The following is a 15182-nucleotide window of genomic DNA, read 5'->3' as shown; positions in this document are numbered from 1 at the left end:
CATGACCCCTGTCCAGGTCGAAACCTACGTCGACGCAGCCGCCGCCGCGCTCGGGCTGCGCATCTGGCCGGCGCACCGTGCCGGCGTGCTGGGCTACTTCACGCTCGCAGCCCACTTCGCTGCAACGATCGATGCCGTGCCGCTCGCGCCACACGATGAATGCGCCGTGACCTTCGTCCCCGTCAGCCCGTCGGAGAAGGAAGCATGACGCCGGCCGATCTGCTCGGCGGCGACGCGGCCGGCATGGCCGTCGCGGTGCGCTCGAACGCGGTGAGTGCGGTGTCGCTGGTGCAGGCCAGCCTCGACCGCATCGGTGCCACCAACGACCGCGTCAACGCCTTCACCGACGTCGTGACCGCGCGGGCTCTGCGCCGCGCCGCGCAGGTCGATGCATCGCTTGCCTCGGTCAACGCCGAGCGCACCCGTGCATTGCCCTTGCTTGGCGTGCCGTTCGCTGTCAAGAACCTGTTCGACATCGCTGGCCTGCAAACGCTGGCCGGCTCGAAGATCGAACGCGACGGCGCGCCCGCGCGCAGCGATGCCGCGCTGGTGCGGCGCCTCGAGAGCGCAGGCGCCGTCCTGGTCGGCGCACTCAACATGGATGAATACGCCTACGGCTTCACCACGGAAAACAGCCACGTCGGCGCCGCGCACAACCCGCACGACCTGACGCGCCTGGCCGGAGGATCGTCGGGCGGTTCGGCGGCGGCAGTGGCCGCAGGGCAGGTGCCGCTCACGCTCGGCTCCGACACCAACGGATCGATCCGCGTGCCCGCATCGCTGTGCGGCGTGTTCGGCCTCAAGCCGACCTTCGGCCGCCTGCCGCGCACCGGCAGCTATCCCTTCGTGTCGAGCCTCGACCACCTCGGCCCGTTCGCACGTTCGGCGCGCGACCTCGCCCTGGCCTACGACGCGATGCAGGGGCCGGAAGGCACGATGGGTCTGCGCGATCCAGGTTGCGCACAACGTTCCGCCGAGTTGGTGACGCCACTGCTCGGACGCGGCACGCAGGGCCTTCGCATCGGCGTGCTCGGTGGCTACTTCCGCGCGCATGCGCAACCCGAGGCGCTGGCCGCCGTCGACCGGGTGGCCGACGCGCTCGGTGCGAGCGCGACGGTCGAACTGCCGATGGTCGAGGCCGGCCGCGCAGCCGCCTTCCTCATCACCAATTCGGAAGGCGCCGCGCTGCACCTGCACGACCTCCGCCGTCGCCCGCACGACTTCGAGCCGTTGTCGCGCGATCGCTTTCTCGCCGGTGCGCTCCTGCCCGCCGCGTGGATCGCGCGCGCCCAACGTGTGCGGCTGGCCTACGCACAGGCCGTAGCCCGCGTGTTCGACCGCTACGACATCCTGCTGGCCGCCGCCACGCCTTCGGCCGCCACGCCCATCGGCGCCGAGTGGTTCGAACTCAATGGGCAGCGCCTGCCGGTACGACCCAACATGGGGCTGCTCACGCAACCCATTTCGTGCATCGGCCTGCCGGTGTGCGCCGTCCCGGTGTGGGGCGCGCATGCGAAGTTGCCGATCGGCGTGCAGGTCATCGCAGCGCCTTGGCGTGAAGACCTGGTGCTGCGCGTCGCGGCGGCGCTCGAAGCAGCAAACGTGGTTCATTCGCCGGTGGCTGCGCTGTGACTTGCGCGCGGTTCGAGGGCGGCGGTCCGGGGCGGGCTCACGCCGACGGCGTACTCCCCTCCGCGAATGTCCCCCGGCCTGCGGCCTCCTCCTTTATTTCGCTGCGGGGAGCACGCCATCGAGGTGAGCCGGCAGCGCAGTGGTTCATCGGTGCATACCGCACGACGTCACGCACCCAGAACGTCCATCCAGTCCAAAAAACATGACCCCAGAAATCAACATCCCCACTGTCCTCGCCGAAGTCGAAGACGCCTTCGCCCGCTACGAAGACGCGCTGGTCCACAACAAGGTCGACGTGCTCGACGAACTGTTCTGGAACAGCCCGCACACCCTGCGCTACGGCGCGACGGAAAACCTCTACGGCGCCGAAGCGATCCAGGCGTTCCGGGCGAGCCGCCCGTCTCAGGGCCTCCAGCGCAGGTTGCTGCGCGTCGTGCTCACCACCTATGGCGAGGACTTCGCCACCGCCAACTGCGAATTCCTGCGCGAAGGCGGCGATCGGACCGGCCGCCAGAGCCAGACCTGGATGCGCACGCCCGAAGGCTGGCGAGTGGTGTCTGCGCACGTGAGCCTGCTGGCCTGATTTGTGCATTCCATCTTGTATCCAAGATTTTCCAACCTGTTTTTACGAACCCGGAGAGAGCCATGAAGAGTCAAGTCAACCGTCGCGATTCCCTCAAATCCATCGCCGCCCTCGGTGCCGCCGGCACGCTGGGCAGCTGGAGCGCATTGGCCAGCGCACAGGCCAAGCCGCTGACCGTCGGCGTCATCTACGTCGGCCCACGCGACGACTACGGCTACAACCAGGCGCAGGCGCAGGCCGCCGCCGAGATCAAGAAGATGCCTGGGGTCAAGGTGGTCGAGGAAGAGAACGTGCCCGAGACCGCAGCCGTGCAGAAGACCATGACCGGCATGATCGCGCAGGACGGCGTCAGGCTGCTGTTCCCCACGTCCTACGGCTACTTCGATCCGCACATCCTGGCCGTCGCGCCGAAGCACCCGGACGTGCGCTTCTCGCACTGCGGCGGCCTCTGGACCGAAAGCATGCCCAAGAACGTCGGCAGCTACTTCGGCTACATCGACGAGTGCCAGTACTTGAACGGCGTGATCGCCGCCCACATGACGAAGAGCAACAAGATCGCCTTTGTCGCGGCCAAGCCGATCCCGCAGGTACTGCGCAACATCAACGCCTTCACGCTCGGCGCGCGCTCGGTCAAGCCCGGCATCACCTGCAGCGTGATCTTCACGGGCGAGTGGTCGATGCCCGTGAAGGAAGCCGAGGCCACCAACAGCCTGGCCGACCAGGGCTGCGACGTGTTCACGATGCACGTCGACGGACCCAAGGTCGTGGTCGAGACGGCCGCCAAGCGCGGCAAGATGGTCTGCGGCTACCACGCGAGCCAGGCCAAGCTGGCGCCGCAGGCCTACCTGACGGGCGCCGAATGGAACTGGCTCACCGCGTACAAGACGGCGATCGAAGCCGCCCAGGCCGGCAAGCCACACCCCAACTTCCTGCGCGGCGGCCTCAAGGAAGGCTACGTGAAGATGTCGGCCTACGGCCCGGCCGTGACCGATGCCGCGAAGAAGCAGGCCGATGGCATCAAGGCCCAGATGGTCGCGGGCAGCTTCGACATCTTCAAGGGTCCGCTCAAGGACAACAAGGGCAAGGACGTCGTCGCCTCGGGCAAGGCCTTCAAGCAGACGGACATCGAGCTCGAGAAGATGAACTACCTGGTCGAAGGCGTCAACGGCAGCATCTGATCGCACGACCATGCGCAGCGCGCTGAAGGAAATCGCCTTGCCGGCCTTCGCCATCGCGGCGGCACTGCTGGTGTTCGGGGTGCTCGTCTGGTTCGCCGGGGTGAGCCCGGTGGACGTGTGGGTCACGCTCTTCAAGGGCGCCTTCGGCGACTGGTTCTCGTGGCAGAACACGCTGCAGCGCGCGGCGCCGCTCATGCTCACGGCGCTGTGCGTGGCCATTCCGGCGCGCGCCGGCCTGGTGATCATCGGCGGCGAGGGTGCCGTGGTGCTCGGCGGGCTGGCCGCAGCGGCGCTGCCCTATGCATTGCCGCTGCCGGCCAACGTGGCGGGCACGGTCGCGATCTGCCTCGCAGGTGCGATCGCCGGCGGCCTCTGGATCATGCTGGCCGGCTGGCTGCGCCAGTACCGCGGCATCAACGAGACCATCAGCAGCCTGCTGCTCGCCTACATCGCCATCGGCATCTTCAAGCACTTGGTCGAAGGCCCGTTGCGCGACCCGGCCAGCCTCAACAAGCCGTCGACCTATTCGCTGCCCGAGGGACTGCTGATCCACGGCATCGCCGGCTCGGACATTCACTGGGGCCTGGCCATCGGGGTCGTGGCCTGCGTGGGCCTGGGCCTCTGGCTGCGCGTGACGGCTTCCGGCTTCTCGGTGCGCGTGGTGGGCGGCAACCCCCGCACCGCGCAGCTGGTCGGCCTGCCGGCCACGCGACTCATTCTCGCGGCCTGCGGTGTGGGCGGTGCCTGCGCCGGCGTGGCCGGCGCGGTCGAGGTGGCGGCGGTGCACACCAACGCCAACGCCTCGATCATCGCGGGCTATGGCTACGCGGGCATCCTGGTGTCCTTCATCGCGCGGCACAACCCCATCGCGATCATTCCCGTTGCCATTCTGTTCGGCGGTTTCGGCGCGGCCGGCAGCCTGCTGCAGCGGCGGCTCGGCCTGCCTGACGCATCGGTGCTGGTGCTGCAGGGCATCGCCTTCGTGCTGATCCTCGCGAGCGAGGGCCTGCGCATGGTCGACTGGAAGACGCTGCTCAGGAACCGCATGCCCAAGGCCGCGCAACCCAAGCTGGTGAAGGAGCGCGCATGACCGCCGATCAGTGGATCGCACTGGTGGCGGGCATCGTCGGCGGCGCCTTGCGCGTGGGTGCACCGTTCCTCTTCGTGAGCCTGGGCGAATGCCTCACCGAGAAGTCGGGCCGCATCAACCTCGGCCTCGAAGGCGTGCTGGTGCTGTCGGCCATGGCGGCCTTCGGCGGCGCCTACCTCACCGACTCGGCCTGGCTCGGCGTGCTGATCGGCGCGACCGCCGGCGCCGCGCTCGCGCTGCTGCACGGCCTGCTGTGCTCGCTGGACCGGGTGAACGACGTGGCCACCGGCATCGCGCTGATGCTGTTCGGAACCGGCCTGGCCTTCTACCTGGGCAAGCCGCTGATCCAGCCGCAGGCGCCGCAGATCCCGGCGATTGCGCTGGGCTTCTGGAGCGACAACCCGGTGGTGCGCTCGGCGCTGCAGCTCAATGCGCTGGTGCCCCTCGGCCTGGTGCTCGCCGTGCTGCTGTACTGGGGCTTCGCACACACACGCGCCGGACTGCTGGTGCGCATGGCGGGCGATTCGGCCAACGCGACGCGGGCGCTCGGCTACTCGGTGTCGGGCATCCGCATCGCGGCCACGACGGCGGGCGGCTTCATCGCGGGGCTGGGCGGCGCATCGCTCACGCTGTTCTATCCGGGCAGCTGGAACGAGGGCATCTCCAGCGGCCAGGGCCTGATCGCGGTGGCGCTGGTGATCTTCGCGCGCTGGAGCCCGCTGCGCTGCGTGGGCGCGGCCTTCCTGTTCGGCGGCGCCGGCGCGTTGGGCCCGGCGCTGCAGTCGATCGGCGTCGGCTGGGGCTATCACCTGTTCAACACGGTGCCCTACGTGCTCACGCTGGTCATTCTGGTGTTCACCTGCAAGCCGGGCAGTGTCGCCATCGGCAGCCCGGGCGAGCTTTCATCCACGAGGTGATACCGCACATGTCGATTCCTGTTGCACCTCCGGGGCGGGATCACGCCGACGGCGTACTTCCCTCCGCGAATGTCCCCCGCCTGGCCTATGGCCGGAGCTCCTCCTTTATTTCGCTGCGGGAAGCACACCATCGACGTGATCCAGACCTGCCGTGGCTGATCCGCTCGCACGGCGTGGCGGATCCCGTGCCGAGGGCATCGGGTGTTCCCCGCAGCGAAATCAAGGAGGAGGCCGCCGGCCGGGGGACATTCGCGGAGGGGAATACCCGGTGGCCTCGGCACGCCCCCCGATCGATTTTCCGGCGCCGCGCGCCGACACATACGAACTGCAAGGAGATAAGCGAATGAGTGGATTCGGTGGACTGAACAAATCGGAAAACGGCGTCGTCATCGGCCTTGTGCAATGCCAGTTGCCGGTGGTGCGCACATCCGAAGAACTGGCGGCGCAGACGGCGCGCATCGTCGAACTCGTCGCCAAGGCGCGGCGCAACCAGGGCACGATGGACCTCGTCGTGTTCCCGGAGTATTCGCTGCACGGCCTGTCGATGGACACCTCGCCCGAGATCATGTGCACGCTCGACGGGCCCGAGGTCGCGGCCTTCCGCAAGGCCTGCATCGACAACACCATCTGGGGCTGCTTCTCGATCATGGAAGCCAACCCTGATGGCAACCCGTACAACAGCGGATTGATCATCGACGACATGGGCGCCATCCGCCTGTACTACCGCAAGATGCATCCGTGGGTGCCGGTCGAGCCGTGGGAGCCGGGCAACCTCGGCGTGCCGGTGTGCGACGGGCCCAACGGCAGCAAGCTCGCGCTGATCATCTGTCACGACGGCATGCTGCCCGAGATGGCGCGCGAGGCGGCGTACAAGGGCGCCGAGATCATCCTCCGCACAGCGGGATACACCGCACCCATCCGCCACGCCTGGAAGATCACCAACCAGGCCAACGCCTTCTGCAACCTGGCCTACACCGCGAGCGTGTGCATGTGCGGCAGCGACGGCACCTTCGACTCGATGGGCGAGGGCATGTTCTGCAGCTTCGACGGCACCGTGATGGTCGAAGGCGGCGGCCGGGTCGACGAGATCATCACCTGCGAGCTGCTGCCCGACCTCGTGCGCGAAGCGCGCACCGGCTGGGGCGTGGAGAACAACATCTACCAGCTCTACCACCGCGGGTACGTGGCGGTGAAGGGCGGGGCGCAGGACTTTCCGTACACCTACATGCAGGACATGGCGTCGGGCACCTACAAGCTCCCGTGGAGCGACCAGGTGAAGGTGACCGACGGCACCAGCTGCGGCTTCGGTGCGCCCGTGCGCGCCTACAAGGGCCCCGAGTCGCATCCGCTGGTGCCGAAGATTCCGGCCATGGCCCCGCCCGAGCCCGACGAACTGACGGCCCCGTGACGACCGCATGACCACCGTCAACGCCCAACCCTATGCGTGGCCGTACAACCGCGACCTGCGCCCCGAGAACACCGCGCTCATCGTCATCGACATGCAGACCGACTTCTGCGGCCAGGGCGGCTATGTCGACGTGATGGGCTACGACCTGTCGCTGGTGCAGGCGCCGATCGCGCCGATCCAGCGCACGCTCGCGGCGCTGCGGCCTCTGGGCTTCCACATCATTCACACGCGCGAAGGCCACCGGCCTGATCTGGCCGACCTGCCGCCCAACAAGCGCTGGCGCTCGCGCCAGATCGGCGCCAACGGCGTGGGCATCGGCGACGACGGGCCGTGCGGCCGCATCCTCATCCGCGGCGAGCCGGGCTGGGAGCTGATCTCCGAACTGGCGCCACTCGACGGTGAAGTCGTCATCGACAAGCCGGGCAAGGGCTCGTTCTACGCGACCGACCTCGAACTCATCCTTCGCACGCGCGGCATCGAGAACCTGATCCTCACCGGCATCACCACCGACGTGTGCGTGCACACCACCATGCGCGACGCCAACGACCGTGGCTTCGAATGCCTGCTGCTCTCGGACTGCACGGCCGCGACCGACCACGGCAACCACCTCGCCGCGCTGAAGATGATCACGATGCAGGGCGGCGTGTTCGGCGCGCATGCCGAATCGAGCGCGCTGCTCGATGCCGTTGGAGCCAGCACACCATGAACACCCCCATCGGCGCCTTGCCCGCCGGCACCGGCGCCCTCGCGCTCGACACCTACCAGCTGACCAAGCGTTTCGGCGCCTTCACCGCGATGGACAACGTGACGATGCATGTCGAGCCCGGCACCGTGCACGCGCTGCTCGGCGAGAACGGCGCGGGCAAGAGCACGCTGGTGAAGTGCGTGGCCGGCTTCCAGCGCGCGGAGGAGGGCAGCATCCTGATCGACGGGCGCGAGCAGGACATCGCCAATCCGATCGTCGCGCGCGCGCTCGGGATCGGCATGGTCTACCAGCACTTCACGCTGGCGCCGGGCATGACGGTGGCCGAGAACCTGCTGCTGGCCGGCGGCAAGACGCCCGCGCTGATCGATTGGAAAGTGAAACGCGCCGAGCTCGAAGCCTTCCTTGCGACCACGCCCTTCAGTCTCGACCTCGACGTGACGCCCGCGTCGCTCGCGGCCGGCGAGAAGCAGAAGCTCGAACTGCTCAAGCAGCTGTACCTGAAGCCGCGGCTGCTGATCCTCGACGAACCGACCTCGGTGCTCACGCCGCAGGAAGCCGACGAGGTGCTGGGCCACGTGCGCAAGTTCGCCCGCAGCGGCCGGTGCACCGTGCTCATCATCACGCACAAGTTCCGCGAGGTGATGGCGTACGCCGACAGCGTGACGGTGCTGCGGCGCGGCAAGGCAGTGCACCACTGCCGCGTCGACGAGACCACGCCGGCGCAGCTGGCCGCCGCGATGATGGGCGAGAGCGCATCGGCTGAACCTGCCGCAGCGAAGGCCGGCACCGGGCGGCCCATGCACAAGGCCGTCGCAGCCGATGCGCAGGTCTCGCTTGACGTCGATCGCCTGCAGGCGATGGGCGACCGCGGCACGCTGGCCGTGCACGACCTCAGCCTCGCGGTGCGCGCCGGCGAAATTCTCGGCGTCGCCGGCGTGTCGGGCAACGGCCAGCGTGAGCTGGTCGAAGCACTGGTCGGCCAGCGCCCGCGCTTGTCCGGCAAGGTCACGGTGCGCGGGTCGCCCTACGACGCCACGCGCGAACAGAACCGCCGGCTCAAGGTGCGCAGCCTGCCCGAAGAGCCGCTGCGCAACGCGTGCGTCGGCGACCTCAGCGTGGCCGAGAACATGGCGCTGCGCGACTTCGACGAGCCGCCGCTGGCGCGTGCGGGCTTCCTCAACTTTTCTGCGTGGCGATCGCGCGCACGCGAATGGATCGCCGAGTACGGCGTCAAGACGCAAGGCGAGGGCGCGCCCATCCGCAGCCTCTCGGGCGGCAACGTGCAGCGCGCGGTGCTGGCGCGCGAACTGGCCGGCGACATCGATGTGTTGATCGCCGCCAACCCGGTGTTCGGGCTCGACTTCGCGGCGGTCGCGGAAATCCATTCGCGCATCCTGCAGGTGCGCGACAAGGGCGGTGCGGTGCTGCTCATCAGCGAAGACCTCGACGAACTGCTCGAACTCGCCGACCGCATGGTGGTGATGAGCGAAGGGCGCGTCGTGTTCGAAACACCCGCCGCCACGGCCGAGCGCCACGTGCTCGGCGCGCACATGGGCGGAGGCCACCATTGACCACGACACTTCACATCGATGCGAATCCGTTCGCCTACGACTTCGCGCTCGCGAAGACCGCGCTCGTCCTCATCGACATGCAGCGCGACTTCATCGAGCCCGGCGGCTTCGGTGAAACGCTGGGCAACGACGTTGCGCTGCTCGAAGCCATCGTGCCGGCGACGAAGGCCGTGCTCGAAGCGTGGCGCGCTGCGGGCGGCCTGGTCGTGCACACGCGCGAGGCGCACAAGGCGGATTTGTCGGACTGCCCGCCCGCCAAGCTGAACCGCGGCAACCCCACTTTGCGCATCGGCGACGCAGGCCCGATGGGCCGCATCCTCGTGAGGGGGGAGCCCGGCAACCAGATCATCGATGCGCTCGCACCCATGGACGGCGAGCTTGTCATCGACAAGCCCGGCAAGGGCATGTTCTACGCGACCGGGCTGCACGAAACATTGCAGGCGCGCGGCATCACGCACCTGCTGTTCGGGGGCGTCACCACCGAGGTGTGCGTGCAGACCTCGATGCGCGAAGCCAACGACCGCGGCTACGACGGCCTGCTGCTCGAGGACTGCACCGAGAGCTACTTCCCGGCCTTCAAGGCGGCGGCCATCGACATGATCCGCGCGCAGGGCGCCATCGTCGGCTGGACGGCACCGAGCCGCTTGCTGCTCGCGGCCTTGCCACGCGGCATCAACGACTAACATCCGCCGGTGTCTACCGTTCGCTCCCGCTCCGCACCTGTGACCGCTGCTGTCGCCACGCCCGTCGCCACCGTCGACCCCGCCCTCTTTCGCACGCTGGCCGACGAGGTCTATGCGCAGCTCAAGCGCGACGTCGCCGAGTTCCGCCTCGTGCCCGGCGACCGGTTCACCGAAGGCGAGATCAGCGAGCGCCTCGGCGTCTCGCGCACCCCGGTGCGGCAAGCCTTGTTCAAGCTGCAGCAGGAAGGCTTCGTCGAAGTGCTGTTTCGCAGCGGATGGCGCGTGCTGCCCTTCGACTTCGAGCGCTTCGAGCAGCTCTACGACCTGCGCATGGTGCTGGAGACCACCGCCGCACACCGCCTCTGCGAGACCGACCGCCACATCGACCGCGCAATACTCGAGACGCTGGTGAACATCTGGCTGGTGCCGAACGCACAACGCAGCACCGACGCCCCGCAGGTCGCGCAGCGGGACGAAGAATTCCACTGCTCACTCGTGGCCGCCGCCGGCAACGCCGAGATGGCCCGCGTGCACCGCGACGTGACCGACCGCATCCGCATCATCCGACGGCTCGACTTCACCAAGCAGCCGCGTATCGACGCGACCTACGACGAACACGCCAAGATCCTCAAGGCCATCCGCGCCCACCGCGGCGACCAGGCCGCGATGCTGCTGCGCGCGCACATCGAGACGAGCCAGGCGGAGGTGCGGAAGATCACGCTGCACCAGGTGCATCTGGCGCGGCACGCGGCGGGGTGAGCGGGAACGAGGCTCTTGAAGCCGCCATCGGAAACCTGCGATCCTTGATGTCCCGCGCCACGAGGCCGCGGTCATCGGCCGGTGCGTCGAGCATCATCTTGACCGAGAGCGACTTCCGGTCGTCCAGGCAGCCGCTCAGGAACTCGAAGCTATCGGCAAACGGTCAGCACTGCACCTTCATTCCGCATACCCCGGCAAGTCACGGTCGACCACGCGCATCATCGCCTCGAAGAACAGACGTTCGCGCTCTCCACGTGGATGCCGGTCGTCTGCGCCCGGTGTCAGGACACGGTCGATGACTTCTTCGCTCAGGATGTTCAGGGGCTGCCCGGTCGACATCGCCAGGACCTGGGTTCGGCAGGCACGTTCCAGCTTGTAGAGGCGTCGGTAGGCCTCCCCGATGGTGCGTCCGACAGTCACGACACCGTGATTCTTCATGAAGAGAATGGTCTTGTTGCCCATCACCGCAGCCAGGCGTTCGCCTTCCTGCACAGTCGCCGCCAGGCCCGTGTAGGTGTCGTCGTAGGCGATCTGCCCATGGAAGAACGCGGCGGTCTGCGTCGCGGGCAAGAGTCGATTGTCCTTGAGCATGTTGAGCGCCAGCGACCACGTCTGGTGGGTGTGAAGCACAACGCGCGCGCCGGTGATGCGGTGCAGCGGTGCGTGGATGCACTGCGCAGATAGCTCGACCACCCCGTGCCCTTCCAGGGTGCGCCCGCTCTCGTCGAAGACCATCAGATCGCTGGCACGCGCCTCGGACCAGTGCAGGCCGAAAGGCAAGATCAGGTACTGGCCGGAGCGCCCGGGTACCTCGACCGTGAAATGGTTGTCGATGCCCTCGTCGAGTTCGTGCAGCACCGCCATGCGGAGCGCGGCAGCAAGATGGATGCGCGCTTGCGCGTTCGGCTCGGTGTGGGTGGTGCTGTGCAGGGGATGGATGGTCATGACGAATATCCTGTAAACCGCGATTCTTGCGCATCGCGGCCGTGGACGTCTGTCCCATTGCACATCCTCGCCGTTTCAAGGGATTCCAGGGCCGGGAGCGACAAGGTCTGGAACCGCATTGAAGAAAACGCCTTTGCGGACGACGTCAAACATCGCTGCGAGGGTATCTGGCATGCAGGATATTCTGCCGCTCAGGGCTTCAATTGCCCCTCGATCGAATCGTCCAGCGTCTTGCCGATGGCGGCCCCGATGACCATCTTGGTGGCGGCGACCAGACCGCCGTGCTTGTTGTCCCAGTAGTAGCCGCCGGTCGGCGTCACGCAGATCACGGTGATGCGGGCATCGTGCTTGCCGTCGGTGAACCACGTCTTCATGATCGGGTTCCAGAGTTCTTCGATGCGCGCCGGATCACGGCTGATCGTCGCCTCGCCGTTGAGCATCAGAAAACCGGCATGCTTGGAGCCCTGCAGAAACAGCTTGACCCGCGGGTCGGCCTCGATCTCCTGGTTCTTGTGGCTGTCCGATGCGCTCAGGAACCACAGCCGGCCCGCGTCGTCGGCTTTCTGCACGCTCATGGGCCGCACGCCTTGCGTTTCGCCCGCCCGTTCGGCGGTGCAAAAGAAGCAACTCTCGGCGTCCTCCGACATCTCCTGGATGCGCCGGGCCGCGTCGTTGCCGCTGAGGTTGTGGTGCGTGTCTTCGGGCTGGTTGCGATTGATCGAGTCCATGTCTGTTCCTTGTGAGTGGGACGCCGATGATTCGCAGCGAAAGGCGCTTTGCATGTAGGAGGGCGCAGCGCAAAGGGCTACGGCTTTTGAGCAAGCTCCCCAAGGCGTTCACGCAAGAACTCCGCGAAGGCATAGGCAATCACCGGCAGCTGCCGCCCCCGCAAGCTCGCCAGCACCATCTCCCCTTTCGGAAACCCCCGGTCTTCGATCTCGCGCGCGACGATGTCGCCGCCGTCGGCCGGCGCGCCGATCGCCATCTGGAACGAGATGGATTGCTTGTCATCGAGGCAGCCGCGCAAGAACTCGAAGCTGTTGCTCTCGACCATCGCGTGCATCCTGGTGGAGCTGCGCGCCAGAAAGCGTTCGAGCAGTTGCCGCCCGCCGGTGTCGCGGTTGGGCAGCACGACCGGGTAATCGGCGCAGTCGCGCATGCGCAGGGCCGCACCGCTGCGCGCGAGCGGGTGCCTGGCATGCATGATGGCCATCAGCTGCTGTTCGACGACGCTGGTGCGCTCGATGTCGGCTTCGGGCGCGAGGTTGAAGACCAGCGCCAGGTCGGTCTCGAAGCTGCGCAGCGCGCTCGCGGCCTGCACGTGGTCGCCGATGCGCACCTCGAAGCCGACCAGCGGATGCGTCTCCCGAAACGCCTGGATCACGCCGGGTAAAAAGCGCGGCGCCAGTGCCTGGCTGGCGACCAGCCGCACGCTGCCGCGGCGCAGGCCCTGCAGTTCTTCGATCTCCGAGCGCACGCGGTCGAGGTCGGCGGCGCGGCCGCGGATGTAGCGCACGAAGAGTTCGCCCGCGGCGGTGAGGCGCATGCCGCGCGGCAGGCGCTCGAAGATCGGCGTGCCGAGTTCGTCCTCGATGTCCTGGATGCGGCGGTTCACCGCTGAGGGCGCGACGTGCAGCCGTTCGGCGGCCTGGCGGATCGATCCGACACGCGCCACCTCATCGACGTAGCGCAGCAGGCGAAGGTGGTTCATGCGGCGGGTAACGCAACGATCGTGCCGCGTGCACCGTTGCCGTTTCGGCAACGCGGGTAGCGCGATAAGGCGGCAAAGAGAAGCGCGCTTTGGCACGGTGGGTGCGTAGGTTGGAGCATGAAAGCCCCATCGCGCGTTTCCCGCCCCAAGTCGGCGCCTGTCATGCCCGAATCGGTGGCATTCGGCCCCGCCGCGCACAACGCCTGGCAGCTGCAGGGGGACAAGGTGAGCTTCGTGCGCAGGTCGCCCAAGCCGCGGCCGGTGCTGATCGCCGACGCCGCGCCGCAGGCGGTCGAGATCGACCTGGCGCGCAGCGCGCTGATCGTGGTCGACATGCAGAACGACTTCTGCCACCCCGAAGGCTGGTTCGCGCAGAAAGGCCTGGGCACCCAGGCCGCGCGCAAGCCGATCCCTGTGTTGCAGGCGCTGTTGCCCGCGTGGCGCCAGGCCGGCGGCGCGGTGGTGTGGCTCAACTGGGGCATCCGCGCCGACAAGCGCAACCTGGCGCCGACGGTGCAGTTCAAGGGCAAGCGCACCGCCGAGGGCGTGGGCTATGCCGACCATTCGCCGATCGACCACGGGCCGTCGCTGGTGCAGGGCTCCTGGGGCGCGAAGGTGATCGACGCGCTCGCGGTGTCGACCGCCGACATCACGGTGCACAAGCACCGTCTCAGCGGCTTCTGGGACAACGAGCTCGACACGCTGCTGCGCCAGCAAGGCATCACCACGCTGCTGTTCGCCGGCATCAACACCGACCGCTGCGTGTTCTCCACGCTGCAGGACGCCAACTTTCTCGGCTACGACTGCGTGCTGCTGCAAGACGCTTGCAGCACGCCGTCGCCGGCCTACGTCACCCAGGGCGTGCTCTACATCGTCGAGCTGCTGCACGGTTTCGTGGGCAGTGCGGCGTCGCTGATGCGCGCGTTGCCTGCTTCGCCACGTTCTTCTTCTTCATCCAAACCCCGGGAGTCCTGATCCATGAAAGCCTTTCTCACCGCCTGCGGCCTCGCGCTCGCCTTCATCGCCGCGCCCGCCGCCGCGCAGACGCCCATCAAGCTGGTACTCAACTGGAAGTACGAAGGCGCGCAGTCGTGGTTCTTCCTTGCGCAGGACAAGGGCTACTTCAAGGAAGAAGGCCTTGACGTGACCATTGACCAGGGCGAGGGCTCTGCGGCGTCCATCCCCAAGGTGGCGGCCGGTGCCTACCAGGCCGGCTTCGGCGACATCAACGCGCTGATCGATCTCGCCTCCAAGCGGCCGGCCGATGCACCGGTGGGCGTCTACATGCTCTACAACACGCCGCCTTTCACGCTGGTGGTGAAGAGCGACAGCCCGATCAAGACGCCGAAGGACCTCGAAGGCAAGACCATCGGCGGCCCGGCCAACGACGGCGCGCTGAAGCTGTTCCCGGCCTTCGCCAAGATCGCCAAGATCGACGCGAGCAAGGTGACCATCACCAACATGGCGCCCAACCTGCGGGAGCAAATGCTGTCGCGCGGCCAGATCGACGCGGGCTTCGGCTACGTCACCACGGTGAGCTTCAGCGCCAAGGGCATGGGCCTCGACCCGGCGAAGGACCTGCGTTTCATTCGCTACGGCGACTACGGCATGGACCTGTATTCCAACACCGTGTTCTTCGCCAAGAGCTTCGTCAAGGAGAACCCGAAAGCCGTCGCCGGTTTCGTGAAAGCCCTCAACCGCGCGGTGAAGGAAGTCATCGCCAACCCGGACGCCGGCGTCGACTACGCCATCAAGCGCGAGCCGCTGTTGAAGCGCGATGTCGAGAAAGAAAAGCTCATCGCCACGCTCAAGAACGACATGAGCCACCCCGAGATCGCGCGCATCGGCCTCGGTGACGTGGACGACGCACGGCTCACGAAAGACATCGCGATCGTGGTCGAGGCGAACGGCCTGCCGCGCACGCCGACCGCGGGCGAGATCTTCGATCGCAGCTTCCTGCCGGCCCGCGCCGACCGCCCCTCCAAGACCTCCAACTGAT

At 67.4% G+C, this 15182-nt stretch carries 16 protein-coding genes; 13 read left to right on the top strand and 3 right to left on the bottom strand.

Annotated features, from left to right (window positions below):
• The first annotated feature begins 1 nt into the window (after position 1).
• The 11 genes from AX767_RS09320 to AX767_RS09270 all read left to right on the top strand — a co-directional run bounded on the left by AX767_RS09320 (position 2) and on the right by AX767_RS09270 (position 10527).
• The gene (locus AX767_RS09320; RefSeq protein ID WP_156481005.1) at positions 2–208 is read left to right on the top strand and encodes a DUF4089 domain-containing protein; all 207 of its coding nucleotides are present in this window, start codon (positions 2–4) and stop codon (positions 206–208) included.
• Positions 205–1632 (top strand): AtzE family amidohydrolase, encoded by a 1428-nt coding sequence (locus AX767_RS09315; RefSeq protein ID WP_068630678.1) that lies wholly within the window; start codon positions 205–207, stop codon positions 1630–1632. The genes AX767_RS09320 and AX767_RS09315 overlap by 4 nt, the downstream gene beginning before the upstream one ends.
• Before the next feature lie 202 nt (positions 1633–1834).
• Positions 1835–2215, top strand: a complete 381-nt coding sequence (hpxZ, locus tag AX767_RS09310) for an oxalurate catabolism protein HpxZ (RefSeq protein ID WP_068630676.1) — start codon at positions 1835–1837, stop codon at positions 2213–2215.
• Between the two features lie 62 nt (positions 2216–2277).
• Positions 2278–3393 (top strand): BMP family ABC transporter substrate-binding protein, encoded by a 1116-nt coding sequence (locus tag AX767_RS09305; RefSeq protein ID WP_068630673.1) that lies wholly within the window; start codon positions 2278–2280, stop codon positions 3391–3393.
• A 10-nt stretch (positions 3394–3403) separates the two neighbouring features.
• Positions 3404–4483, top strand: coding sequence for an ABC transporter permease (locus tag AX767_RS09300; protein WP_068630671.1), 1080 nt, complete (start codon positions 3404–3406; stop codon positions 4481–4483).
• Entirely contained in the window at positions 4480–5400 is a 921-nt protein-coding gene (locus AX767_RS09295; RefSeq protein ID WP_068630669.1) for an ABC transporter permease, read from the top strand. The genes AX767_RS09300 and AX767_RS09295 overlap by 4 nt, the downstream gene beginning before the upstream one ends.
• Before the next feature lie 343 nt (positions 5401–5743).
• Complete coding sequence (locus AX767_RS09290; protein ID WP_068633527.1) at positions 5744–6808, top strand: formamidase; 1065 nt, start codon at positions 5744–5746, stop codon at positions 6806–6808.
• A gap of 7 nt (positions 6809–6815) precedes the next feature.
• The gene (gene biuH / locus AX767_RS09285) at positions 6816–7514 is read left to right on the top strand and encodes a biuret amidohydrolase (RefSeq protein WP_068630667.1); all 699 of its coding nucleotides are present in this window, start codon (positions 6816–6818) and stop codon (positions 7512–7514) included.
• Positions 7511–9085, top strand: coding sequence for an ABC transporter ATP-binding protein (locus AX767_RS09280; RefSeq protein ID WP_068630665.1), 1575 nt, complete (start codon positions 7511–7513; stop codon positions 9083–9085). Before biuH ends, AX767_RS09280 begins: the two co-directional genes overlap by 4 nt.
• Entirely contained in the window at positions 9082–9768 is a 687-nt protein-coding gene (locus AX767_RS09275) for a cysteine hydrolase family protein (RefSeq protein WP_068630663.1), read from the top strand. Before AX767_RS09280 ends, AX767_RS09275 begins: the two co-directional genes overlap by 4 nt.
• Before the next feature lie 39 nt (positions 9769–9807).
• Positions 9808–10527 carry a GntR family transcriptional regulator gene (locus AX767_RS09270; RefSeq protein ID WP_068630661.1) on the top strand — a complete coding sequence of 240 codons (720 nt, stop codon included), beginning with the start codon at positions 9808–9810 and terminating at the stop codon, positions 10525–10527.
• Positions 10528–10704: 177 nt separating this feature from the next.
• Here AX767_RS09270 and AX767_RS09265 read toward each other — a convergent pair whose 3' ends face one another.
• From AX767_RS09265 to AX767_RS09255, 3 genes are all read right to left on the bottom strand, one after another.
• On the bottom strand, positions 10705–11472 hold the full coding sequence (locus tag AX767_RS09265) for a class II aldolase/adducin family protein (protein WP_068630658.1): 768 nt from the start codon (positions 11470–11472) through the stop codon (positions 10705–10707).
• Between the two features lie 191 nt (positions 11473–11663).
• Positions 11664–12200, bottom strand: a complete 537-nt coding sequence (locus AX767_RS09260) for a pyridoxamine 5'-phosphate oxidase family protein (RefSeq protein WP_068630657.1) — start codon at positions 12198–12200, stop codon at positions 11664–11666.
• A 77-nt stretch (positions 12201–12277) separates the two neighbouring features.
• Positions 12278–13183: a LysR family transcriptional regulator gene (locus tag AX767_RS09255; protein WP_068630654.1), complete on the bottom strand. Its 906-nt coding sequence runs from the start codon at positions 13181–13183 to the stop codon at positions 12278–12280.
• A 117-nt stretch (positions 13184–13300) separates the two neighbouring features.
• Between AX767_RS09255 and AX767_RS09250 the strand changes: the two genes are divergently transcribed.
• Together AX767_RS09250 and AX767_RS09245 are read left to right on the top strand one after the other, a co-directional pair.
• Positions 13301–14158, top strand: a complete 858-nt coding sequence (locus AX767_RS09250) for a cysteine hydrolase family protein (RefSeq protein WP_210392589.1) — start codon at positions 13301–13303, stop codon at positions 14156–14158.
• A gap of 3 nt (positions 14159–14161) precedes the next feature.
• Positions 14162–15181: an ABC transporter substrate-binding protein gene (locus tag AX767_RS09245; protein ID WP_068630651.1), complete on the top strand. Its 1020-nt coding sequence runs from the start codon at positions 14162–14164 to the stop codon at positions 15179–15181.
• The last annotated feature ends 1 nt before the right edge of the window (position 15182 follow it).

The organism is Variovorax sp. PAMC 28711, from assembly GCF_001577265.1.
In the GTDB taxonomy this organism is placed as follows: Bacteria; Pseudomonadota; Gammaproteobacteria; order Burkholderiales; family Burkholderiaceae_C; genus Variovorax.
This window is presented reverse-complemented; position numbering and strand designations above follow the sequence as displayed.